Below are 22,575 nucleotides of genomic sequence, written 5' to 3'. Positions count from 1 at the left end.
TTCGGGAGCGAAGCCTGGGGTGAAATCAGAAGGTAGCCTTCAGGGAAGCGGTAACCATGCCGCGGTCCTTCAGCAGGGGCGCGAGGCCGCCTTGCGAGGTGATCTGGCCGGGGATGCACTGGTACTGACCGTTGGCGCCGGGGGTGTTGTTGTCGCGGCCGCTCTCACAGGTATCGAAGGGGCCGAAGGCGTCGACGTATTTCAGGTCCAGGCGGTATTTCTGGTGGAAGTCCGCGGCCACGCCGACCGAGTAGCTGCCGGCGTCTTCGTTGCCGCCCAGCTGCACCGCCGAGTTGCCGTGCAGGCCGACGTTGTAGGCCATGGGCATGGACAGATCGACGCCCGGGAAGGCCTGGTACCAGGTCGGGGTGAAGTTGGCGGACATGGCGTAGGCGTTGGTGGTGACCTTGTCGACACCGCGGTAGCTGGAGTCGCCCTTGAAGGTCTGCTCGCCTTCGGTGACGTCGATCAGGTGCGTCAGGGTGCCTTCCACGGCCAGCGACGAGGCGTCCCACAGCGGGGTGGCGCCGAAGGTCACCAGGCCGTTGAGCACGACGTGGAAGGTCTTGCCGCGGGCAAGGCCAGTGTCGCCATCGCTGGGCATCTCGCCGATCAGGTTGGCGCCGTTGACCGCGCCGCGCTTGGAGGCTGCATAGAGCGTGGAGTTGACCGTGGTGAAGTTGCTCGCCAGCGGCATGTTCTCGCGGTAGTTGAGGTCCATGCCGACGCTCACACCGCCGATTTCCTTGGACAGGCTGATGCCATAGATGTCGATGTCGTCGGCGTAGGCGGTGACGTAGTTCATCCCCTGCAGGCCGGCCAGGCCGGGCTTGTGCAGGTTCGGCGCATTCACCAGTACCGCCGGCAGGGTGTCGGAGGTATTGCGGTAGTAGAAGCCCAGGGTTCCGTCGAGCCATTCCGGGCTCCACTTGGCCATCAGGCCAAAGTCGCCGGTGTTGTCCGGCTCGCGGTCATGGCCGCGCGGCGCGCCGTAGAAGGCGTTCTGTGCAGGCAGTGGCAGCCAGAAGACGTTGCCGCCGTCGTTGAGCATGTCGTAGGGGCCCATGTAGGTGCCGCCTTCGGGGAAGCGCGAGTTTTCGAACTCGAGGAAGTACTGTGCGGCCAGGGTCAGCTCGGGATTGACGGTCAGCGAGGCGGACAGCTGGTTGCGCGGCATGAACAGCTCTTTCGCCTCGGTGCCCGGCACGTTGTACAGCTTGCCCAGGTCCAGGGCCGACTGGCCGTAGTTGATGCCGTTGGCGGCGCTGAACAGGGTCTCGCCCCAGTAGATGGTGTGGCGACCGAGCTTGCCGCTGAGCTGCATGTCGTCGCCGACCTGGTGGCTGGCGAAGACGAAGGCATCAAGCAGTTCACCGGACGGGCCGTTGTAGTAGCGGTCGGCGAAGTTGCTCAGGCCGTGGGTGGCCGGCTGCGCGCCACGCGGGGCGATCACCGTGCCGTTGCGGCTGACCAGATGGCCGGCGTTGCCCTTCTGGCCGGGGAACGGGTTGTCGGAGCCGACATCATCGTAGGCGTGGTCGTACCAGCCGGCGGCGGACAGGCGGAAGCCCATGCTGTCGCGGTAGACGAAGTCCAGTTCGCTGAGCAGGTCGAAACGCTGGGTCACCGGGGTGCCGGAGGAGAAGTTGCGGTCGCCGTCGTTGGTGTTGGCGGTGCCGGCGATCTTGCTGTTGGGCGACTCGACGCGCTGCCCGTAGCTGAGCTTGACGGTATTGTCGAAGCGGATCGAAAAGTCCGGGTTGCCGGTGTCCAGCTCGAAGGCCTGCAGCGGTTGGCCGGCCATGGCGGCGAGGACTGCGGTCGCCAGCAGGCAGCGTTGCAGGGGGTTGCTCTGATGATGCATTCGTGTGCTCCGTTTCTTGTTGTGGTCGGGACGCTTTCCGGGCCCGTCCCGCAGCCCCTTTTTTCCCGCGCCAGGGCGCAGGAGGGCCTGCCCCGGCGCGAGCGCCGGAACCGGGGGTTGCTTGGTTGAGTGAGTTGCCTGGGTGAATCAGCTATCCAGCATCTGGATCAGCGCCTCGGCCTCTGGCCAGTCGCCGAATCCCGAAGCGGGGTTGAGGTGGCCGACCCGCCCCAGTTCCACCAGGCTGGCGCGCCAGTGGCGGGCCATGCGCTGGACTGCCTCTGGGCTCGCCAGCGGGTCGTTGTCGCTGCAGGCCACCAGCGTGGGGAACGGCAGCGGCTCCAGCGGCAGCGGCGACCAGCCCATCTCGGCCAGGACTGCAGGCTTGGGGTAGTGCGCCGGCCAGTCACCGTCCAGATCCGGCGGAGTAGCCAGCAGCGCGCCCTTGATCGGCCGGCTGTAGCGTGCCGCCCAGTGAGCGACCATCAGTACACCGGCACTGTGGGCGACCAGGATCACCTCGCCGTCGATGCTTTCCAGCTCGCGCTGGATGGCTTCGATGCGGGCATTCAGGTCCAGCTTGTTCTCGGTCAGCGGCGGTACGCTGCGCACATTGGGCAGGCGCTGCTCAAGCAGGGTCTGCCAGTGCTCGGCGACGTGGTCGCGCAAGCCGGGGACCATGAGGACGGTGGTGGAAGTCTTGTTGTTGCTCACCGGTTCACCTTTGGGTGATTTCGAACTTGTTGGACAGACAGTAGAGGTGCACCGGTGAAGGTGCTTTGCATTGAGCGTCAGGCACTTCGCATTTGATGACAGGCCCCGGCCAGCCTGCTGTCCCGCCGACTCCACGCGTGGCGGGCGTACCGGGACGTACGGTGCATTCCAGAGCGCCGCAGGCACTGGCCGAAGTGAGAACTTTCGTACACGATTGGTAACAGCTGTCGCTAGAATCTGACGTCATCGACCCAGCCAGCGTGCACTCCGGCCACAGGGCGTCCACGGACCCCTTCGGCACGGAGCAACCACAAGAACAAGAAGGCGATCGGCATGACCCCAATGGTTCGCATTGCGGCCCTCACCAACTACCTGGAAGTGGCCCGCCACCTGGGCCTCAACCCCCATCAGCAGTTGAGCGCGGTGGGCCTGTCCCAGTCCATGCTCGAGCACCCGGAGCAGCGCATCCCCGTTGCCACGGCGGTGACCCTGCTGGAGGAATCGGCGCGCATCAGCGGCTGCGAGACCTTCGGCCTGCGCATGGCCGAATCGCGCCAGCTCGCCGACTTCGGCGTGATCAGCCTGCTGCTGTCACACCAGGCGACACTGCGCGAGGCCATCGACACCATCATTCGCTACCGCCACCTGCTCAACGAATCCCTGGCCCTGTACATCGACCAGGAAGGCAAGCTGGCGATCCTGCGCGAAGAGCTCCTCACCGTGCCGCCGATGCCCATGCGCCAGGGCCTGGAGCTGGCCCTTGGCACGCTCTACCGCCTCTGCGCCGCCCTCCTCGGCCCGCACTGGCGACCGGTGAGCGTGAACTTCAGCCACGACGCCCCGGCGGACATGCAGGTGCATCGCCGGGTGTTCGGTTGCAAGATCGAATTCGGCAGCGAGTTCAACGGCATCGTCATCCCCGCCGCCGACCTCGACGCCGCCAACCCCATGGCCGATCCGGCCATGGCGCGGCATGCACGCAGCTTCGTCGACTCCCTGCCCGGCGCGACCGACGGCAGCACCCTGAACGAGGTGCGCAAGTCCATCTACCTGCTGCTGCCCATGGGGCGCGCGACCATCGAACAGATCGCCCAGTCGCTGGGGCTGAACGTGCGTACGCTGCAACGCCGACTGGAGGACAACGGCGTGACCTTCTCCGACCTGATCAACGAGGTCCGCCGTGAGCTGGTGTTGCGCTACATGGAGAACCCGCGCTATTCGCTGGGGCGCATCGCCGACCTGCTGGGGTACTCGATGCCCAGTTCCTTCACCCGCTGGTTCGCGGTGCAGTTCGGCGTGTCGCCGGCGGCGTGGCGCAAGGAGCATCTGGGGCGGGAGACGGAGTGATCATTTCCGGATGCGCCGGCCCTGCCGGCGGATCGCGGGCGTGGCCCACTCCTACAGGTCAGCCACGCTCCTGCTCTTGGCGCTGAAGACTTCCACTGAAACCGCCGCACGCACCGAACGCCCCGTTCAGGAGGCCTCGTTGAAGCGCAGTTTCAGGGGCTCGCTGCGAAGGGGGACTCCGGAGCGGGCGGATGTTTCTCTGTAAGACATCAAAATCCAGAGCCAGAGCCGATGCCTGTACGTAGGGTGCATAACCCGGAACGGGTTATCCGCCGATACCACGTCGGTGGATAGCGCTGACGCGTAATGCGTCCTACGACCCGGTCGGCTCAACCCGCGAACTTCAACATCCCCAGCACCAGCACTGCAAGGAACGCGGTCTCCCCCAGCATCAGCAGGATCGGCTTGATCCCCACCGTCGCTAGTGCCCGCAACTGGGTCTTCATGCCCAGCGCCGCGATGGCGATCACCAGGCACCACTGCGACAGCTTGCCACCCGCCTGCTGCACCAAGGGCGGCAGCCAGCCGGTGCTGTTCACCGCCGCCAGCAGCACGAAGCCCACGGCGAACCACGGCAGCAGCGGCGGACGCTGCTCGCCCGGTTCCACACCGCGGGCGCGGGTGATCATCGCCGCGCAGAGGATCACCGGCAGCAGCATCGCCACGCGCATCAGCTTGACCACCGTGGCGCTGTCACCGACTTCCTTGGAGATGCTGTAGCCGGCGCCGACCACCTGGGCCACGTCGTGGATGGTGCCGCCGAGGAAGATCCCCGCCTGCAACGGCGGCAGGCCCAGCGACTTGACGATCATCGGGTAGAGGATCATCGCCAGGGTCGACAGCGCCGAGACGCCAAGCACGGTGAACAGCGTGGCTTTTTCCTTCTGCGTGTGTGCCGGCAACGCCGCCGCCAGCGCCAGCGCCGCCGAAGCCCCGCAGATGGCTGTGGCGCCGCCGGTGAGCAGGCCGAAGAGGAAGTTGAAGCCCATGGCGCGGGCTGCGGCGATGGAGACCAGGATGGTCACCGTCACCAGCACGACTACCATGATCACCGGCTGCCAACCCAGCTCGGCGATCTGCCCGAAAGTGATGCGGATGCCCAGCAGCGCCACGCCCAGGCGGAGGATTTCGCGGGCAGTGAACTCGATGCCGGCCTTGCACACGCTGTCGGCCGAAAGGAAGTTCATCGCCAGGCCGAGCAGCAGCGCGAAGAGCATCACCGGCGCGCCGTAATGCTCGGAGAGGAAGGTCGCGGCGGCCGCCACCATGGCGCTGACCAGCAGGCCCGGCAGCAGGGTGCGGCTGCGGGTGCCGAGGGCGGAAAGGGTCAGCGTGGTCATGCCGGCACCTCCTGCCGGGCCAGCACCACGTAGCACTCGCTGGCGCGCCATTCGATCTCGTAGCGCTGCAGGCCGAAGCCCTTGATGCCCGCCGGGCAGCCTGTAGCCAGGTCGAAGCGCAGGCCGTGGGCCGGGCACTGCAGCCAGCGGCCGTCCAGGCGGCCGCTGAACAGCGAGGCGCCGGCATGGGGGCAGCGGTCGTCGATGGCATGCAGTTCGCCGTCGATATCGAACAGCAGGATGATGCCCTTCTCGTGATGCACCAGGCTGCGGCTGCCGCGCGCCGGCAGGCGGTCGGCGGGAATACGGATCGAGCAGCTCATGCCGGGATCGCCTCGGGGTGCTGTCGATCAATCGCTCGATGGAGGGCCGCCAGCAGCTGCTCGGGGCTCTGCCCGCCGAGGGCGAAGGCGCGGCCTTCGAGGAGGAACATCGGCACGCTGGAATCGGCCAGGGCCACGCGGCGGCCGATGAACTGGCGCGCACCGTCGGCCAGGGCGTCGTCGAAGTCGGCCACGTTGAAATCGCAGGCACGCAGCAGGCGGCAGAGGGTATCGCGGTTGCCGATGTCCTGGCCCAGCTGGAAGTGCGCGCGGAAGATCATCTCCAGGAGCTGTTCCTTCTGGTTTTCACTGCCCACGTGTACCGCACGCTGGAACACCCGGTGGGCATAGGTGGTGTTGGGCATGGTGAGGATGCGTTCGAGGTCCAGGTCGACCCTGGCGCCCTCGGCCGCACGGCGCACTTCACCCATCCGCGCACGCACGGCGCGCTTGCCGCCCAGGCGGCGCTGGTAGAACTCGGCGAAGGGTTCGCCTTCCATGGAAATCTGCGGCAGCAGCTGCAGGCCGAGCCAGTTCACCCGCACGTCCAGTTCCGGACGCTGGCGCGCCAGCAGGCGCAACGCGACGTCGAGGTTGCGCTTGCCGATCAGGCACCAGGGGCAGATGAAGTCGAAGGTCATGTCCAGGTTGAGAGTCGGCATCAGGCGCCCTCCTCTTCACCGCGCAGGCGGCGGATATCGCTGTGGTAGTGGCGCCGGGCGTAGAGGAAGACCAGCGCGGCGAGAATGCTCAGCAAGGGGATGAGCTGGAAGGCACGGTCCAGGCCGATGCGGTCGGCCAGCACACCGGTGAGCAGCGGGCCGGGCGCCAGGCCCAGCAGGTTGTTGGCCAGGGTCAGGGTGGCGAAGGCGGTGCCATGCACGGCCGGTGCAGTGAGGTTGGCGACCATGGCGCCGGACGGCCCGGAGGTACCGGCCGCGACCAGCATGCCGAGGGCGATCAGGCTCAGCTGCGCAGTGCCCGGCGGCAGGTGGAAGGCCACCGACAGCAGCAGGCAGCTGGCCAGGCAAAAGCCGATGGCGAGGATGATCTTGCGCGGCGGGTTGCTGCGGCCCAGGCGGTCGCAGAGGATGCCGCAGAGCACCATGCCGCTGCCGCCGACCAGTACGATCACCGCGGAGATCATCCCGGCCTTGCCGGTGTCCAGGTGGTAGTAGCGGTTCAGGTAGCTGGGAATCCACACCATCACCGCGGCGGCGACGAACAGCTGCAGGCCGCTGCCCAGGTAGGCGGCGATCACCGAGCGGCTGCCGAACAGGCTGCGCAGCGAGCGCCCGCCGGTCTGGCGTGGCGCCTCGGCGGCGGCCACCGGGGCGATGCGTTTCTCGCTCACCACCAGCGGGTATAGCAGCGCCAGCAGCAGGCCGAACAGCGCCATGCCGGCGAAGGCCCAGCGCCAGCCCAGGTGCGCGGCGAGCACGCCGCCCAGGCCCATGCCGAGCACCGAGCCGAACATGCCGCCGGCCATGAAGGCGCCGGTCAGGGTGGCGCGCAGGTGCGCCGGGAATACCGAGATGACCACGGCGATACCGACGCTGCCGTAGGCGGCCTCGCCGACGCCGACGAAGAAGCGCGCGGCGAACATCTGCGGGAAGGTCTCAGCCACGGCGCAGCCAAGCGTTGCGAGGCTCCACAGCATGGCCATCAGCGCCAGGCTGCGTACGCGCCCCCAGCGGTCGGCGAGCAGCGAGAGCGGGAAAGTCAGCAGGCCGACCATCACCGCGACGATGCCGCTGAGCAGGCCCAGCTGCGCATCGCTCAGGGCCCATTCGACCTTGAGCAGCGGGAAGACGGCATTGAGCACCTGACGCGACATGTAATCGGAGATCAGCAGGCCGAAGGTCAGAGCGAACACCACCCAGGCATAGCGGCGCGGCACGCTGTGCACGGTGGCAGGGATGTCGCCCAGGGCGACGGAGTGGATGGCCATGGTGCTAGCTCTCCAGGTGGGTCAATGGATTCTTGTTGTTCTGGGATAAAAGCCGTGGCGCGGTACTGGCAGACCGCGCCACGGAGCCTGTCACGCGCGAAGCGGAACGGACTTCTGGCCCGGCTGGCGGTTGGGCGCCATGCCGTTCATGCGCAGGGTTTCTTCCACGCTGTCGTACTGCACGCCGATCTTGTAGATGGCGCGTGCTTCCTTGCCACTGGCGACCTCGCGGCCCAGCTCATGGGCGACGCGGACGCACTGCTGGATCTGCTCCACCGAGGTCATGCGCTGGCCGTGCTGGCCAATGATGGTGTCCTCGATGCCGCAACGCGGGTGCAGCCCCATGGCCATCGCCATCATGTTGAACGGCAGGACGTTCTTGAGCAGCGACTCGGCGGTGACGGTGGCGCCGTCCGGTGCGCGGTGCACGAAGTTCATGAAGTTGAACGGGTTGGGGCCGTCGAAGCCGCCGCCGATGCCAATCCAGGTCAGGTTCAGCGGGCCCTTGTAGACGCCCTTGCGCACCAGGCGCTCGAGGGTTTCCAGGGCATGCATGCCGGTCAGCTGAAAGTGCGGCTGGATGCCGGCAGCCTGCAGGCGCTTCAGGTGCTCCTCGACCCAGGCCGGACCGGCCGGCACGGTCATCTCGCTGTAGGCCGCCTGGTAGAGCGGGTTCTCCAGGGAGGTACCTTTCAGGTACTCCGGATAGAGCAGCTCCATGATGTTCATCTGGGTGGTGTTGATCGCCACCGTCACCTGGTCGGGCTTGGGGGTCAGCTCGGCGAGCATGTGACGGGTGTCGTCGGACAGCCACTTGGCCGCTTCGCCGTCGCTTTCCGGGGCGAAGGAAATCGAGCCGCCGACCTGGATGATCATGTCCGGCACGGCTTCGCGCACGCCGGCGATCAGCTCGTTGAACTTGGACAGGCGCTTGGAGCCCTTGCCATCCAGCTCGCGCACATGCAGGTGCAGCACGGTGGCGCCGGCCTCGTAGCAGTCAACGGCCTTCTGGACCTGCTCGTCCATGGTCACCGGGATGTCTTCGGGGAAGTCCTCGGGCATCCATTCGGGGCCGTAGGGAGCCGTGGTGATGACCACCTTGTCCTGGTTCTCGGGGTGCAGCGAATCGTCGAAGAATTGCATGTCGGTCTCCGTAATTGTTCTTGTCAGAAGTCTTTCTTCAGGGGATCAGAACGGCTTGTCGCCGATGATTCCGGCGCGTTCCATGCGGCGCACGCAGGGCGGGTAGTCCATCACCGCGTAGTGCTGGGTACAGCGGTTGTCCCAGATCGCCACATCGTTCTTCTTCCAGCGCCAGCGCACCTGGAATTCGGGGATGTACACCTGGCTCACCAGGTAGCGCAGCAGGTCGGCCGCGCCGGGGTTGGCGTCCTGGCCGAAGCGCACGTTCTGCGGCGTGTGGTAGTTGCTGAAGTGGGTGGTGAAGGCATTGACGAACAGCACCTTCTCGCCGGTTTCCGGGTGGGTGCGCACCACCGGATGCTCGGCGTCGGGGTACATGGCCTTGAGCGCCAGGCGCTTTTCGATGGGCATGGCCGCGCCGAAGCTGGCCTCGATGCTGTGGCGCGCACGCAGTTTGGCGATGCGCTCCTTGATCTCGGCCGGGAGCATGTCGTAGGCCAGGGCCATGTTCGCCCACATGGTGTCGCCGCCCACCGGTGGGCACTCCACGCAGCGCAGGACGCAGCCCAGGGGCGGCACCTCGCGCCAGGTAGCGTCTGTGTGCCAGGCGTTCTCGTAGCGGTCGTTGGGCAGGTCCGGGGTCTTGTAGATGCGCACCAGGCCCGGGTGCTCCGGGTCACTGCCGGCCACCGGGTGGTCTTCCAGTTCGCCGAAGCGGCGGGCAAAAGCCACGTGCTCGGCACGGGTGATGTCCTGGTCGCGCAGGAACAGCACCTTGTGCTTGAGCAGCAGCTCGCGCAGCTCGGCGAACAGGCCTTCATCGCGGGAGGCGTCGCCCAGGTTCACCCCGGAGATTTCGGCGCCGAGGCTGCAGGTCAGACGTTCTACGTGCATGGCGGCGCCCTCAGATGACGAAGATCGACGAGCCGGTGGTCTTGCGCGACTCGAGGTCGCGGTGGGCCTGCACGGCATCTTCCAGCGCATAGTGCTGGTTGATCTCGATGCGGATGTCGCCGTTGCCCACGTGGGTGAACAGCTCGTCCAGCAGCGCCGCCTTTTCCGCCGGGTCGGCGATGTAGTCGGCCAGGGCCGGGCGAGTGAGGAAGAGCGAGCCCTTCATCGCCAGCAGCACCGGATCGAACGGCGGGATCGGGCCCGACGCGGTGCCGACGCAGACCATCAGGCCACGACGCTTGAGCGACTCCAGGGAGGTCATGAAGGTGTCCTTGCCGACGCTGTCGAAGACCACGTCCACACCACGGCCATCGGTCAGTTCGCGCACGCGCTCGGCGACGCCTTCCTGGCTGTAGTTGATGACGTGCTCGCAACCGTGGGCGAAGGCGATTTCGGCCTTGGCGTCGCTGGAGACGGTGCCGATCACCCGCAGGCCGAGCAGCTTGGCCCACTGCGAGACGATCAGACCGACACCGCCGGCGGCGGCGTGCAGCAGGATGCTCTGGCCCGGCTTGAAGTCGTGTATGCGACGCAGCAGGTAGGCCGAGGTCAGGCCGCGCATGGTCATGGCGGCGGCGGTCTCGAAGGCGATGTTCTCTGGCAGGCGGATCAGCGGCGCCGCCGGTACCAGGCGCTCGGTGCTGTAGGCGCCGAGGGTGTTGATGAAGCCGGTGTAGGTCACACGATCACCGGGCACGACGTTGGTCACGCCCTCGCCCACCGCCACCACCACGCCGGCGGCTTCCACGCCCATGCCGCTGGGTAGCGGAACGGCGTAGGTGCCATTGCGGAAATAGGTGTCCGCGTAGTTCAGGCCCACCGCCACATGGCGAATGCGCACTTGCCCCGGGCCGGGCTCGCCGACCTCCACGTCCTCGTAACGCAGGACTTCGGGTCCCCCTGTTTCATAGAAACGAACGGCTTTGGCCATGGCCGGAATCTCCAGTTGTCTTGTTGTCTTGGGCGCCCCGTTTGGAGCAGGCAAGCGCCCTTTGAGCGGACAATAGGCAGGGGCCGGGCGGGAAGCTTCACATCGTGCGACAGGGGCTTTTCATTTCATGACAGGCCGATGCGGCGCCACGCTGGGCGCCGCATGGAGAGCAGGTTTGTCGGTGCTGGTGCAGGTCCTGGCGGACGAGCGGGATTGCTTGAATGACGTGAACTACTTGAGTTCGCGCAATTTGCTGTAGGTCAGGCGCATGTCGCGGGCCCAGCCGTCGAGCACACCTTTGAAGTCGCTGGCAGCCATGGCCTGGCTGTCGTTCTCCAGCGCATGCCCGGTGCCTTTGCGCACTACCTGGGCGACCACACGGCTGGAGGGGCCGTCGAGAATCGCCGCTTCGGTGGCGATCTGGGTGTCCTGGTCGCGGATGCCGGTGGCAGTGCTGACGCCGGCGGCGATCAGGGCGATCGGGATGACTTCATAGGGCTTGAGTGATTGGGTGTGGCTGCTCACCGCGGTGATCGCCGGACGCAGCACCAGGGTGCCCGGGCCGGGCTTGTCGACGACCTGCAGCACCTGGCCCAGCTCGCGGCGCAGCGCCTTGTCGTAGTAGTCGGTGATCTGCGTCATGGTTGCTCGCGAGAGCTGATCGGTGGCCTTGGGCGCCGGGTAGAACTGCGAGCGCTCGATGACGATGCTGCGGTAGTTCATCAGGTTCAGCTTGGGGTCGATCCAGGCCAGGACCTTGGTGCCCGCGGCGTTTTCCTGTTCGGTGAGACGGGAGTAGTCATACAGGAAGCCGGAGTACTCCTCCGGCTGGACCTGCTTTTCCGCGCAGCCTTGCAAAAACGGCAACAGCAGCAGGGACAACAACGCGACATAGGACTTCATAGGGTTCTCCGGTTGAGCTATCGATGTCGCCAGGTTGTACGGCAGGAGACTGCGCTACCCCCTCCCCCGTGTTGTTCGCGCGCAGACGGACGCCCACGCGCAGGCGCCCCCGTGGGGGCGCCGCAATGCCGCGAATCAGTGGAACGGGAAGATGTAGTTCATCCAGGCCGCCATGCGCAGGAGGATCTTGCGCATGATCGCCACATGGTGGAAATGCTCGCTGTAGAGCGCCGCCTGGCCGTAGGAGCCGCCGGGCATGATGCTCGCGTACTGGGCGAAATCCGGGTCGGTGATCTTGATCAACACCGGTACCCGCCCCGGCGGCGGGGAGCCGGTATAGCTGATCAGGGTGCCGGAGGGCTGCACCTGGCCCTCGCCGATCACCGGCAGGACCTTGTCCACGGTGCCGGCGAAGACCCTGCCGGGTATGCCGTCGAAGGCGACTTCGGCCTCATCGCCGACGGTCAGGCGCAGCTGGCTGTTCTGGCGCATCCAGGCGGTGAAATACGGGCCTTCATCGGGCACGAAGACCATCGAGGGTCGCAGCGGCAAACGGCTGGCCATCATCCCGGGGCGCAGCGACACGTGGCTGACGAAGCCCCGCGAGGGCGCGCGCACCACGGTGTTCTCCAGGTTGAACTGGGCCAGCGCCGCCTGCGCATTGAGGTCATCGACGCGGGCGGTGGTCAAGTCCACGTCGCGCTTGTTGCCGACGTTGCGCAGCGCCAGCTCACGGGCGCGGGCCTGGTCGGCACGCGCCGAGACCAGTTGCGCCTTGAGCGAATCCAGCTTGAGCTGGAAGGGTTTGGGATCGATGCGGAACAGCACGGTTCCCTTCTCGATGATCTCGTTCCCTTTGACCGGCACCTCCACCACTTGCCCGGTAACCACCGGGATCACCGGCGTGGTGACGAAGTAGGTACGCGCCACCTCGGAATACGGGTGGTTGTAGTTCATCAGGAAGATCAGCGTACCGATCAGCACGATGCCGCCGAGCGCGGCGGTAGGTACCGTCCACTTGTTCAGCGGGATGCGGAAGATCTTGAAAATGGCGACGCAGAAGGCGGTGTAGGTGAGGATCAGCAACAGGTCCATGGCTCAGCCCTCCCCGCCCGGTTGAGTGGTTGCCGGTGCGGCGGGGGCGTTCTGGCGGCCTTCCAGCACCTCCAGGCGCTGGCGCAGCTCGGCCAGTTGCTGTTCGAGGTACTCCGCCTCCTGCGCCGGCGTCTTGCCGTGGTGGAAGCCCCACCCCCGGTCCTCGCGGTACAACATGGCCCAGATCCACAGGAACGGCCACAGCGCATGCAGCGTGAAAAGGCTTACCCAGCCGGCCGCGTGGATCGCGTCCTGGTGGGGATGGTTGCGGTGTACCGCAATCTCATAAGGAATGTCGTGCAGCACGATGATCCCGTAGAACAGTACCAATCCGACAAAGATCAGTACCCCCAGCGCAAAATAGTCGAGCATCCCGCCCTCCTTGTTCCCCCGAGCACAACGCCGGAGCGAGTCGCCTGAGTATGGTTGATCCATGGCAATCTGCACGATCGTAACCGCGCGAAAACAGCGGGATTTCAAGCGATTGCCAGGGAAATCGGCGGGCCGGTTGCGGCGCCGCCCATTCGTCCGACTGGCCGGCTCACCGGCGGGTTTTCGTTTTCACTGGAAGGACGGCTCACCAGGAGCAACCACCATGGGAAAAACCACCGTTCTACTCATGATCGGCGCGCTGGCCGTGCTGCTGGGCGGCTCGTCCTGCGGCAGCCACAATGACCACGACGCACCGCGCCCGCCGCCCATGGAAGAAGGCCAGATGGGCTATCGGAACATCCCGCAGCAGCAGATGCAGCCGCAGGTGCAGTCCATTCCCCGGCGCTGAGCCGAATAGGCCCTGCACCGATGGCTCCTACACAGGCTTCAGCCGCAACAGGATCAACCGCGCCACCACCAGCGCCAACGCACCGACCCCAGTGAAGGCGACAATGGTTGCCACACCGCCATCGCGCTGCAGGAAGTCGGTCAACGCCGCAAGCCCCACGGCCAGGAACAGCAGCACCAGACCGAACCATTGAATCCGCTGGGCGCGCAGGTACAAGGACGCCCGGTGCGCGCTCGTGGTGTTTTCGTCTTTGCCCATGGCGGCATCTCCATTGGGATGTCTCTCCACGCTAACAGGCGACGCCCGTCGCGGCACGGCAGCTGACGAAGGGCAGGCTCTGCGACGCGGGGTAGCGGCCCGCGTCAGGGTCCTGGGGCGAATAACTGTCTATCCTTCACCGGGCTGTCATGAATCAGGGATGGGCCGATGCCTAAGAAGCTGGTGCTGGTGGCGCTCGTTGCGCTGCTGCTGGGGGGCGGACTGTGGTGGTACCTGCAGTCCCGCGAAAGTGATGACAAACGCCTGGTGCTCTACGGCAACGTGGACATTCGTCAGGTGTCGCTGGCCTTCACCGGCAGCGAGCGCATCGCGAAGATGAATGTCGAGGAAGGCGACGTGGTCAAAGCCGGCGACGTGCTGGCGAGCCTGGACACCCGCGCCCTGCGCCTGCAGATCGACAAGGCCCGGGCACAGATTTCCGCCCAGGAGCAGAACCTGCTGCGCCTGAAGAACGGCTCGCGCCCCGAGGACATTGACCGGGCGAAAGCCCAGGACAAGGCCGCCCGCGCCCAGCTCGACCTCGCCAACACCCAGCTGCGCCGGCTGGAAAGTATCCGCGCCAACAGCCCCGGTGGTCGCGCCGTCAGCCAGCAGGACATCGACAGCGCCACCTCGCAGCAGAAGGTCGCCCAGGCCGAGCTGGAAGACCGGCAGAAGTCCCTGCACCTGGCGCAGATCGGCCCGCGCGCGGAAGACATCGCCCAGGCCGAGGCGCAGCTTGCCGCCGCCCGCGCCGACGTGGCGCTGCTGCAGCACAACCTCGACGAAGCCGACCTCAAGGCGCCGCAGAATGCCACCGTGCGCTCGCGCCTGCTGGAACCCGGCGACATGGCCTCGCCGCAGCGCCCGGTGTACTCCCTGGCGCTGACCGATCCGAAATGGATTCGCGCCTACGTCAGCGAAACCAACCTGGGCCGCATCAAGCCCGGCATGAAAGCCCAGGTGTTCACCGACAGCCACCCGGACCAGGCCATCGACGGCCATATCGGCTTCATTTCCTCGGTGGCCGAGTTCACCCCGAAATCGGTGCAGACCGAGGAGCTGCGCACCAGCCTCGTCTACGAGGTGCGCGTGCTGGTAGCCGACCCGGACAACCGCCTGCGCCTGGGCATGCCAGCCACGGTGCGCTTCGCCGACGAGCCGCACTGATGGCCCTGGATCAGGGAGCACGCAACGAAGGCCCGGTAATCCGCGCCGAGGGCCTGTCCAAGCAGTTCCTCGTGAAGGAGTCGGGAAAAACCGTGCAGGCGCTCAAGGACATCAGCCTGGACATCCCGCGCGGCCAGCTCACCGCGCTGGTCGGCCCGGACGGCGCCGGCAAGACCACCTTCCTGCGTCTGGTCGCCGGGTTGCTGCAGGCCGATGCCGGCACGCTCACGGTGCTGGACGTGGACGTCCACGCCCACCCGCAGCAGGTGCAGGACCGTATCAGCTACATGCCGCAGCGCTTCGGCCTCTACGAGGACCTGAGCGTGCAGGAGAACCTCGACCTCTACGCCGACCTCCACGGCGTGCCGCACAAGGAGCGCCAGGAGCGCTACCAGCGCCTGCTGGAGATGACCGACCTGGCACGTTTCACCGATCGCCCGGCGGGCAAGCTCTCCGGCGGCATGAAACAGAAGCTGGGCCTGGCCTGCACCCTGGTGCGCTCGCCGGACCTGCTGCTGCTCGACGAGCCCACCGTTGGCGTCGATCCGCTGTCGCGCCGCGAGCTGTGGGAGATCATCCAGCAGCTGATCGAGCAGGAGCAGCTCAGCGTGCTGGTCTCCACCTCCTACATGGACGAAGCCGAGCGCTGCGCTGAAGTCTTCCTGCTGCACCAGGGCCAACTGATGGCCAAGGGCGACCCGGCGTCGATCCGCGAACACGCCGACAACCTCTGTTTCATCGCCACCCCGCCCGCCGACGAGCCCGCGCGCACCCTGCAGGCGCGGCTGCTGGACGACCACCAGAACATCGTCGACGCGGTGCCGCAGTCCGGCGAGGTGCGCTTCATCCGCCAGCCGGACGCCGACCAGGGCAAGCTTGAGCAGATGCTCGACGGCGCACCGGTACGCCAGGTGGACGCGCGCCTGGAAGACGGCTTCATGTTCCTCCTGCGAGCCCGCAGCGATGCCGAAGCCGTCGACATGGAATCGCTCAAGGCCGGCACACGCCGTCACGACGACAGCAACGAAGCAGTGATCGAAGTGAAGGACCTGGTGCGCAAATTCGGCGACTTCACCGCGGTCGCCAGCACCAGCTTCAGCGTACGCCGGGGGGAAATCTTCGGCCTGCTCGGGCCCAACGGCGCCGGCAAGACCACCACCTTCCGCATGCTCTGCGGGCTGCTGCCGGCCACCAGCGGTACGCTGCAGGTCGCCGGGGTCAACCTGCGCCACGCGCGGGCCCAGGCGCGGCGCAAGGTCGGCTACGTGTCGCAGAAGTTCTCCCTCTACGGCAACCTCTCGGTCGCCGAGAACCTGCGCTTCTTCGGCGGCGCCTATGGCCTGGGCGGCAAGCGCCTGAGCCAGCGTATGGACGCGGTGTCCCGGCAGTTCGACCTCAGCGGCCAGGAGGACTCGCCCAGCGGCCAGCTGCCCGGCGGCTTCAAGCAGCGCCTGGCAATGGCGGTCGGCCTGCTCCACGAACCGGAAATCCTCTTTCTCGACGAACCCACCAGCGGCGCCGACCCCCTCGCCCGCCGGGGCTTCTGGCAGCGCATCACGGCGCTGGCGGCGTCGGGCACCACCATCATCATCACCACCCACTTCATGGAAGAAGCCGAGTACTGCGACCGCATCGTCATCCAGGATGCCGGCAAGCTGCTGGCCATGGGCACCCCGCAGGAAGTCCGCGAACAGGCCGGGGGCAAGGGCAGCACGCTGAACATGGAGCAGGCTTTTATCCAGATCGTTGAAAGCAATCGCCTTGAGAGCAATCGCGTCGAAAGCAACCGCCATCCGGCCAAGGGGGGCGCGGCATGAGCGCCGGCGGCTTCTGGCGGCGCCTCGCCTCGCTGACCCGCAAAGAGGTGCGGCAACTGGTGCGCGACCGCAGCAACCTGCTGATCGGCATCGGCCTGCCCATCGCGCTGATCCTGATCTTCGGCTACGGCCTGTCGCTGGACGTGAAGCGCGCCATCGTCGCCATCGTCCTCGACGACCCGTCCCCCGTGGCCCGCGACGTGGCCGCCGGGATCAGCCGCACCGAGTACCTGGAGCCTCACCTGGTGCGCTCCTTCGCCGAAGGCGAGGCGCTGATGAAGGCGCGCGAGGTGGACGCGCTGGTGCAGTTCCCTGCCGATTTCACCCGCCGCCTGAACGACGGCAACGCGCAGGTCCAGGTACTGGTGCAGGGCTCGGATGCCACCCGCGCCGCCAGCGTCTCCACCTACGTCAGCAGCGCCCTGGCCGGCTATGGCGAGAAGCAGGCCGACCGCAGCGCCGGCGGCACGGCCCAATCCACGGAGCAGCGCGGCGCGGTCACCATCGTCCAGCGCATGTGGTTCAACGCCGCCAACACCAGCACCTGGTACCTGGTGCCGGGGCTGATCGTGCTGATCATGACCCTGGTCGGCGCCTTCCTCACCGCTCTGGTGATGGCTCGCGAATGGGAGCGCGGCACGCTGGAGGCGCTGTTCGTCACGCCGGTGCGGCCGGTGGAAATCCTCCTGGCGAAGATCATCCCCTGCTTCGGCATCGGCATGATCGGCCTCGCCCTGTGCCTGCTCGCCGCGCGCTTCCTGTTCGACGTGCCGATCTACGGCTCCTTCGTCGTGCTGGTGATCGCCTCGATGCTCTACATGCTGGTAGCGCTGGGTATCGGCCTGCTGATCTCGGCGGTGACCAAGAACCAGTTCCTCGCCAGCCAGATCGCCCTGCTCGCCAGCTTCCTGCCGGCGATGATGCTGTCGGGCTTCATCTTCGACCTGCGCAACGTGCCCACCGCCATTCGGGTGATCGGCAACCTGCTGCCGGCGACCTACTTCATGGAGCTGGTGAAGTCCCTGTTCCTGGCCGGCGACTTCTGGCCGATGATCTTCAAGAACTGCGCCATCCTCGCCGCCTACGCCGTCGCCCTGCTGGGCCTGGCGCGGATGGTGACGCGCAAGCGGCTGGACTGAATCCCATGGAATTTCTCTGGCGCATCCTCAACCTGTGGCGCAAGGAACTGCTGGTGATCCTCAAGGACCCGGCCAACCGCATCGTGCTGGTGGCGCCGGTGCTGATGCAGAGCGTGCTGTTCGGCTACGCGGTGACCTTCGACCTCAACGATGCGCCCTACGCCATCCTCGACCTGAGCCACAGCGAATCCTCCACCCGCCTCGCCACGCGCCTGGACGGCAGCGGTATCTTCCACCGGGTGGCGACGCTGACCCGCGCGGAGGAAATCCAGACGGTGATCGACGAGCAGAAGGCCCTGCTGGTGATCCATATCCCGTCGGACTTCCAGACCCGCCTGGCGCAGGGCGACCCGGCTCCGATCCAGGTCATACTCGACGGGCGCAACTCCAACACCGCCGGCTCCGCCGCTGCCGGACTGGCCGTGGTGGTCGGGCAGTTCAACCAGGAACAGGGCCTGGCCTCGGCGCCCATCAGCGTGGTCAGCCGCTCCTGGTACAACCCCAACCTGGAGACCCGCTGGCCGCTGATCCCGGCGCTGATCGCCACCCTGAGCATGATGCAGACGCTGATGCTCACCGCGCTCTCGGTAGCCCGCGAACGCGAACAGGGCACCTTCGACCAGTTGCTGGTGACGCCCTACACGCCGCTGGAGATCATGCTCGGCAAGGCCATTCCGCCTCTGCTGATCGGTATGCTGCAGGCCACATTGGTGCTGCTGATGGCGCTGTTCTGGTTCCGAATACCCATGGCCGGTTCGCTGCTCAACCTCTACGGAGGGCTGACGGTGTTCACCATCGCCTGCGTCGGGCTGGGCATGTCGATCAGCGCGGTGTCGCTGAACATGCAGCAGGCAATGCTCTACACCTTCGTGCTGATCATGCCGCTGACGCTGCTCTCCGGCCTCGCCACGCCGGTGCGCAACATGCCCGAATTCCTGCAGGTGGTGACCTACGCCAACCCGCTGCGCTTCGGCATCGACCTGATCCAGCGGGTCTACCTCGAAGGCGCGACCCTGGCCGATGTCTGGCACAACCTGATTCCCATGCTGGTGGTGGCCGCCGTCACCCTGCCGCTCGCCTCGTGGCTGTTCCGCCACCGGCTTGCGTAGTCGATCACTGGAGATGGCCCCGCGATGCAATACCCTCACCCGGAACCCCACTTCAGAAGCCGCCGCCCATGAACGAAACCAGCCAGTTCGTCATCTTCGCCGTCACCCAACTCGCCCTGCCGTTCGGGCTGGGCTACCTGTACTGCCGCCGCAAGGGCATCCCGACCGACACCTGGAGAGCCGGCGGCATCTACCTGACCGCCCTGTCGCTGGCGATGCTGTTCTTCATCGGCCTGCTTGGCCTGCCGACCCATGTGAAAAACGTCGGCATGGTCAGCAACCGCTCCATGGGCCTGACGCTGGGCGTCGTCGGCATTGCCGCAGGCCTGCTGCTGGGCTACGTCGCACGGCGTTTCGAGGGCTCGTCCGATGACTAGCGCCCAGCGAATCTGAAAAGGTGCAATTCTGAAAAGGTGCCATCGATGAACCGCACGTATCGCCTCGTCTCCTTCGCCCTGCTCGGCACCGGCCTCGCCGGCTGTGCCGTCGGCCCCGACTACGAAGCGCCGCGAACCCAGGCGCCGGCCAGCTGGCAGGCCGCGCACTCGGGCGATGCGCAGTTGCACCCCGCCCAGGGCGATGTCCACCTCAGCGAAGACTGGTGGACGCTGTTCAACGACCCGGTGCTGAACAACCTGCAACGCCGCGCCGACAAGGCCAGCCCCGACCTCAACAGCGCTGTCTTGCGATTCGCCCAGAGCCGCATGCAGCGGCAGATGGTGGCGGCGCAGCGTGGCGTGGACGTCAACGCCTCAGGCGGCGTGACCCGCCAGCGCATGAGCGAGAACGGCGCCAACGCGCTGATGATCCAGCGCATCGCCCCCGGCGCCAGCAGCGACGAGATCAGCAAGGTGCTGGCGCAGCCCTTCACCCTCTACCAGGCCGGTTTCGACGCCTCCTGGGAGCCCGACCTGTGGGGACGAGTGAGCCGCTCCATCGAAGCCGCCGATGCCAGCGTGGCGGCGCAGCTGGCTATGTTCGAGGAGACCCGACTGGGCGTCTCGGCCGAACTGGCCCGCGCCTACTTCGAGCTGCGCGGCGTGCAGCAGCAGATCGCCGTGGCCAATCAGGACATTGTCGCTACCGAGCAATCCCTGCAGCTGATCCAGGTGCGCGCCGACGGCGGCCTGGTGGACGACTTCGACGTCGAACGCCAGCGCGGCCAGCTCGCCGACCTGCGCTCCAGCCTGCCGCAGCTGCACGCCAGCGAGAGCGCGGCGATCAACCAGATCGGCGTGCTGATCGGCGCCGAGCCCGGCAGCCTGCGCGATGACCTGAAACCCGTTGCGCAGACCACTGCGCAAACGCCCGACCTGAGCCTCGGCCTGCCGTCGGAAGTGGCCCGCCGTCGCCCGGATATCCGCGCCGCCGAGGCCCAGCTGCACGCCGCCACCGCCAACATCGGCGTGGCCGTGGCAGACCTCTACCCGTCCATTCGTCTGGGCGCGAGCTTCGGCTACGAGTCCGCCGACGACGGCAAGTTCAGCGACTGGGGCAGCCGCACCTGGAGCGTCGGGCCGAGCCTGTCGCTGCCGATCTTCGACAACGGCCGGCGGCGCTCGCAGATCAACCTGCGCAAGCTGGAGCAGCAGGAAGCGGCGGTGTCCTACCAGCAGACCGTGCTCAAGGCCTGGCAGGAAGTGGACGACGCGCTGACCCACTACGGAGCCGAACGCCAGCGCAACCAGCGCCTGCAGGAAAAACTGCACAGCAGCGACGTCGCCTATGGCATGGCCAAGGCGCGCTATGCCGGCGGCATGACCGACTTCCTGGTGGAGCTGGACGCCCAGCGCGCGTTCCTGCAGTCGCGCCGCGACATGGTGGACAGCGATACCCAGCTGCGCCTGACGCTGATCGCCCTGTGCAAGGCGCTCGGCGGTGGCACGCCGGCGCCGGAGGCCAGCGCCAGCCGCTGAGGTCAGTTCTGCTGTGCGGTGACCTTGCCATCGCGCAGGTCCTTGGCGACCCGGCGCTGCATCTCGTAGGCCGGGGCCTCTACGGCGTCAAAGTCCTCGGAATAGCGCGTGGCGAAGCCCTGCACGCCCCACTCCTGGTACTGCTTCACGTGCCACAGCTCGTGGGCCCAGAGGGCGACGTCCTTCTGCGCGTCGTCCTCGCTGCGGAAGACGATCACGTCCACCAGGGTGACCGCCTCGGTATCAGGGTTCTGCATGATCGCCTGGGCAGCGTTCAGCTCGTCCAGCGCACCGGTGGAATAGCGCGCGGCCATCAGCACGTCGTCGGAGAAATACGGCTGCAACTGGGCGCGGATCTCCAGCGGGATCGGCTCGGTGCCGCCCTGCGCCGCCTGCTCGCGGGACTGCTGTAGCCACACGCCCAGCGCCTGGGCGGCCATCTTGCGGGTATCCGACAGCACCGGGCCGAGCACCGCGCCCAGGTCCGGCAGGCAGGTGCAGGTGTCCAGGCAGACCTGGCGCTGCCCCGGCGGGCAGGTCGCGGCAAGGGCATCGACGGACGCGGCCAACCCGGCGAGCAGCGCCAGAGCGTGCAGGAAGCGGGTTGCGAGGGGGGATGGCATGAAAAGACTCCGCTACAGCGTGGAGAAAGGCATGGTGCTCAGACCATGGCGCGGCGCGATCATGCCATGCCGCCAGCAAAAAAGAGCGCTGGCGCGACGTATGAAACTTCTGATAGCTTCTGAGCCATGAATGCCGCCAATCTCACCTTCCAGCAGATTATTACCACCATCGCTCCGATGGTGGGTTAGCGCATTCCGCGAACAACCAAACCCGCCTCCCGGCGGGTTTTTTAATGCCCGCCGTCCGAGGCTCCCGATCGAGGAGACACTGATGGACCAGGCACCTTCCCCTACTCTTTCTGCGGCACTGCATCCCCTGCAAGCGCTCATCCAGGCCGCCGACGAGGCCATCGGTCGCGAGGACTTCGACGCGCTGCTCGGGTTCTACACCGAAGACGCCCTGCTGGTGGTCAAGCCCGGCCTGCTGGCACGCGGCAAGGCGCAGATCCGCCAGGCCTTCGTCGCCATCGCCGAGCACTTCGGGCACAACCTGCGGGTACGCCAGGGCCGCCTGGACATCCTCGAAACCGGCGACACCGCCCTGGTGGTCGCGCAGACCCTCCTCGACACCAGCCACGGCAAGCTGAGCCGCCGCGCCACCTACGTGTTCCGCCGCGAAACCGACGGCGCCTGGCGTTGCGCGGTCGACAACTCCTACGGCACCGACCTGCTGGAGGCCACCACATGAATACACAGACAGGCACGCTGCACCTGCTGTGCGGCAAGGCGGCGTCGGGCAAATCCTGCCTCGCCCGCGAACTGGCCGAGGCACCGGGCACCGTGATGCTGGCCGAGGAGCAGTGGCTGGCCGAGCTATTCCCCTGGGGCATCAGCAACCCCGACGACTACCAGCTCTACGCCCGCCGCGTGCGCAAGGTCATGGGCCCGCACGTGGTCGGCCTGCTCCGCGCCGGCACCAGCGTGGTGCTGGACATCCCCGCCAACACCCTGGCCGACCGCCGCTGGCTGATCGACCTGGCGCAGCAGGCCGGTGCGGCGCACTGCCTGCATTTTCTCGACGTCGACCCGGCCACCTGCCGCAGCCGCCTGCTGGCGCGCCATGCCATCGCCCCACTGGCCGCGCCGCTGGACCCGGCCGGCTACGAGGCGCTCAACCGCTACTTCGTCGCCCCGCGCCCGGAGGAAAAACTGCAGGTGCAGCGCCACGGCGCCTGAGCGCGTAGAATCGCCGCCCCG

At 66.8% G+C, this 22,575-nt stretch carries 24 protein-coding genes; 10 read left to right on the top strand and 14 right to left on the bottom strand.

All coding sequences use genetic code 11. The features are described from left to right. Positions 1–25 precede the first annotated feature (25 nt). Together IB275_RS12685 and IB275_RS12680 are read right to left on the bottom strand one after the other, a co-directional pair. Entirely contained in the window at positions 26–1,864 is a 1,839-nt protein-coding gene (locus tag IB275_RS12685; protein ID WP_192295262.1) for a DUF1302 domain-containing protein, read from the bottom strand. Positions 1,865–2,011: 147 nt separating this feature from the next. Next, complete coding sequence (locus IB275_RS12680; protein ID WP_225601687.1) at positions 2,012–2,545, bottom strand: RBBP9/YdeN family alpha/beta hydrolase; 534 nt, start codon at positions 2,543–2,545, stop codon at positions 2,012–2,014. A gap of 375 nt (positions 2,546–2,920) precedes the next feature. Between IB275_RS12680 and IB275_RS12675 the strand changes: the two genes are divergently transcribed. Beyond that, positions 2,921–3,925: an AraC family transcriptional regulator gene (locus IB275_RS12675; RefSeq protein WP_081516849.1), complete on the top strand. Its 1,005-nt coding sequence runs from the start codon at positions 2,921–2,923 to the stop codon at positions 3,923–3,925. Between the two features lie 329 nt (positions 3,926–4,254). Here the strand turns inward: IB275_RS12675 and IB275_RS12670 are convergent, their stop codons facing one another. From IB275_RS12670 to IB275_RS12625, 10 genes are all read right to left on the bottom strand, one after another. Continuing rightward, positions 4,255–5,265 (bottom strand): YeiH family protein, encoded by a 1,011-nt coding sequence (locus IB275_RS12670; RefSeq protein WP_192295261.1) that lies wholly within the window; start codon positions 5,263–5,265, stop codon positions 4,255–4,257. Continuing rightward, positions 5,262–5,588 carry a Rieske (2Fe-2S) protein gene (locus tag IB275_RS12665; RefSeq protein WP_192295260.1) on the bottom strand — a complete coding sequence of 109 codons (327 nt, stop codon included), beginning with the start codon at positions 5,586–5,588 and terminating at the stop codon, positions 5,262–5,264. The genes IB275_RS12670 and IB275_RS12665 overlap by 4 nt, the downstream gene beginning before the upstream one ends. Next, a complete protein-coding gene (locus IB275_RS12660; RefSeq protein ID WP_192295259.1) occupies positions 5,585–6,250 on the bottom strand; it encodes a DsbA family protein in 666 nt (221 codons plus the stop codon). The genes IB275_RS12665 and IB275_RS12660 overlap by 4 nt, the downstream gene beginning before the upstream one ends. After that, complete coding sequence (locus IB275_RS12655) at positions 6,250–7,539, bottom strand: MFS transporter (RefSeq protein ID WP_192295258.1); 1,290 nt, start codon at positions 7,537–7,539, stop codon at positions 6,250–6,252. The genes IB275_RS12660 and IB275_RS12655 overlap by 1 nt, the downstream gene beginning before the upstream one ends. Before the next feature lie 90 nt (positions 7,540–7,629). Then, the gene (locus IB275_RS12650; protein ID WP_081516844.1) at positions 7,630–8,682 is read right to left on the bottom strand and encodes a beta-keto acid cleavage family enzyme; all 1,053 of its coding nucleotides are present in this window, start codon (positions 8,680–8,682) and stop codon (positions 7,630–7,632) included. A 45-nt stretch (positions 8,683–8,727) separates the two neighbouring features. Beyond that, on the bottom strand, positions 8,728–9,576 hold the full coding sequence (locus IB275_RS12645) for a TauD/TfdA dioxygenase family protein (protein ID WP_192295257.1): 849 nt from the start codon (positions 9,574–9,576) through the stop codon (positions 8,728–8,730). Positions 9,577–9,586: 10 nt separating this feature from the next. Continuing rightward, positions 9,587–10,567 (bottom strand): quinone oxidoreductase family protein, encoded by a 981-nt coding sequence (locus tag IB275_RS12640; RefSeq protein ID WP_081516842.1) that lies wholly within the window; start codon positions 10,565–10,567, stop codon positions 9,587–9,589. A gap of 231 nt (positions 10,568–10,798) precedes the next feature. Beyond that, positions 10,799–11,470 carry a DUF3313 domain-containing protein gene (locus IB275_RS12635; protein WP_192295256.1) on the bottom strand — a complete coding sequence of 224 codons (672 nt, stop codon included), beginning with the start codon at positions 11,468–11,470 and terminating at the stop codon, positions 10,799–10,801. A gap of 135 nt (positions 11,471–11,605) precedes the next feature. Further along, on the bottom strand, positions 11,606–12,565 hold the full coding sequence (locus tag IB275_RS12630; RefSeq protein WP_192295255.1) for an HlyD family secretion protein: 960 nt from the start codon (positions 12,563–12,565) through the stop codon (positions 11,606–11,608). A gap of 3 nt (positions 12,566–12,568) precedes the next feature. Then, positions 12,569–12,937 carry a DUF3302 domain-containing protein gene (locus IB275_RS12625; protein ID WP_192295254.1) on the bottom strand — a complete coding sequence of 123 codons (369 nt, stop codon included), beginning with the start codon at positions 12,935–12,937 and terminating at the stop codon, positions 12,569–12,571. Between the two features lie 223 nt (positions 12,938–13,160). Between IB275_RS12625 and IB275_RS12620 the strand changes: the two genes are divergently transcribed. After that, entirely contained in the window at positions 13,161–13,346 is a 186-nt protein-coding gene (locus IB275_RS12620; protein ID WP_192223150.1) for a hypothetical protein, read from the top strand. 27 nt (positions 13,347–13,373) lie between these two features. On the opposite strand, the gene IB275_RS12615 is transcribed toward IB275_RS12620, so the two are convergent. Next, on the bottom strand, positions 13,374–13,604 hold the full coding sequence (locus IB275_RS12615) for a hypothetical protein (RefSeq protein ID WP_192295253.1): 231 nt from the start codon (positions 13,602–13,604) through the stop codon (positions 13,374–13,376). 168 nt (positions 13,605–13,772) lie between these two features. Here IB275_RS12615 and IB275_RS12610 point away from each other — a divergent pair, with 168 nt between their 5' ends. The 6 genes from IB275_RS12610 to IB275_RS12585 all read left to right on the top strand — a co-directional run bounded on the left by IB275_RS12610 (position 13,773) and on the right by IB275_RS12585 (position 20,755). After that, the gene (locus IB275_RS12610) at positions 13,773–14,774 is read left to right on the top strand and encodes an HlyD family secretion protein (RefSeq protein ID WP_192295252.1); all 1,002 of its coding nucleotides are present in this window, start codon (positions 13,773–13,775) and stop codon (positions 14,772–14,774) included. After that, positions 14,774–16,591, top strand: a complete 1,818-nt coding sequence (locus IB275_RS12605) for an ATP-binding cassette domain-containing protein (RefSeq protein WP_192295251.1) — start codon at positions 14,774–14,776, stop codon at positions 16,589–16,591. The genes IB275_RS12610 and IB275_RS12605 overlap by 1 nt, the downstream gene beginning before the upstream one ends. Then, a complete protein-coding gene (locus IB275_RS12600; RefSeq protein WP_192295250.1) occupies positions 16,588–17,730 on the top strand; it encodes an ABC transporter permease in 1,143 nt (380 codons plus the stop codon). Before IB275_RS12605 ends, IB275_RS12600 begins: the two co-directional genes overlap by 4 nt. Before the next feature lie 5 nt (positions 17,731–17,735). Next, positions 17,736–18,839, top strand: a complete 1,104-nt coding sequence (locus tag IB275_RS12595) for an ABC transporter permease (protein WP_192295249.1) — start codon at positions 17,736–17,738, stop codon at positions 18,837–18,839. 68 nt (positions 18,840–18,907) lie between these two features. After that, positions 18,908–19,216 (top strand): hypothetical protein, encoded by a 309-nt coding sequence (locus IB275_RS12590; RefSeq protein WP_192295248.1) that lies wholly within the window; start codon positions 18,908–18,910, stop codon positions 19,214–19,216. 45 nt (positions 19,217–19,261) lie between these two features. Further along, positions 19,262–20,755 (top strand): efflux transporter outer membrane subunit, encoded by a 1,494-nt coding sequence (locus IB275_RS12585; protein ID WP_192295247.1) that lies wholly within the window; start codon positions 19,262–19,264, stop codon positions 20,753–20,755. Between the two features lie 2 nt (positions 20,756–20,757). Here the strand turns inward: IB275_RS12585 and IB275_RS12580 are convergent, their stop codons facing one another. After that, positions 20,758–21,378 (bottom strand): eCIS core domain-containing protein, encoded by a 621-nt coding sequence (locus IB275_RS12580; RefSeq protein WP_192295246.1) that lies wholly within the window; start codon positions 21,376–21,378, stop codon positions 20,758–20,760. 271 nt (positions 21,379–21,649) lie between these two features. Between IB275_RS12580 and IB275_RS12575 the strand changes: the two genes are divergently transcribed. Then, a complete protein-coding gene (locus tag IB275_RS12575) occupies positions 21,650–22,066 on the top strand; it encodes a YybH family protein (RefSeq protein ID WP_192295245.1) in 417 nt (138 codons plus the stop codon). Further along, entirely contained in the window at positions 22,063–22,554 is a 492-nt protein-coding gene (locus IB275_RS12570) for a P-loop nucleotide/nucleoside kinase family protein (protein ID WP_081516829.1), read from the top strand. Before IB275_RS12575 ends, IB275_RS12570 begins: the two co-directional genes overlap by 4 nt. Positions 22,555–22,575 lie beyond the last annotated feature (21 nt).

It is taken from the genome of Pseudomonas sp. PDM21, from assembly GCF_014852505.2.
GTDB lineage: Bacteria > Pseudomonadota > Gammaproteobacteria > Pseudomonadales > Pseudomonadaceae > Pseudomonas.
The sequence above is the reverse complement of the archived record's forward strand: the minus strand, read 5'-3'. Positions and strand labels throughout refer to the sequence as shown.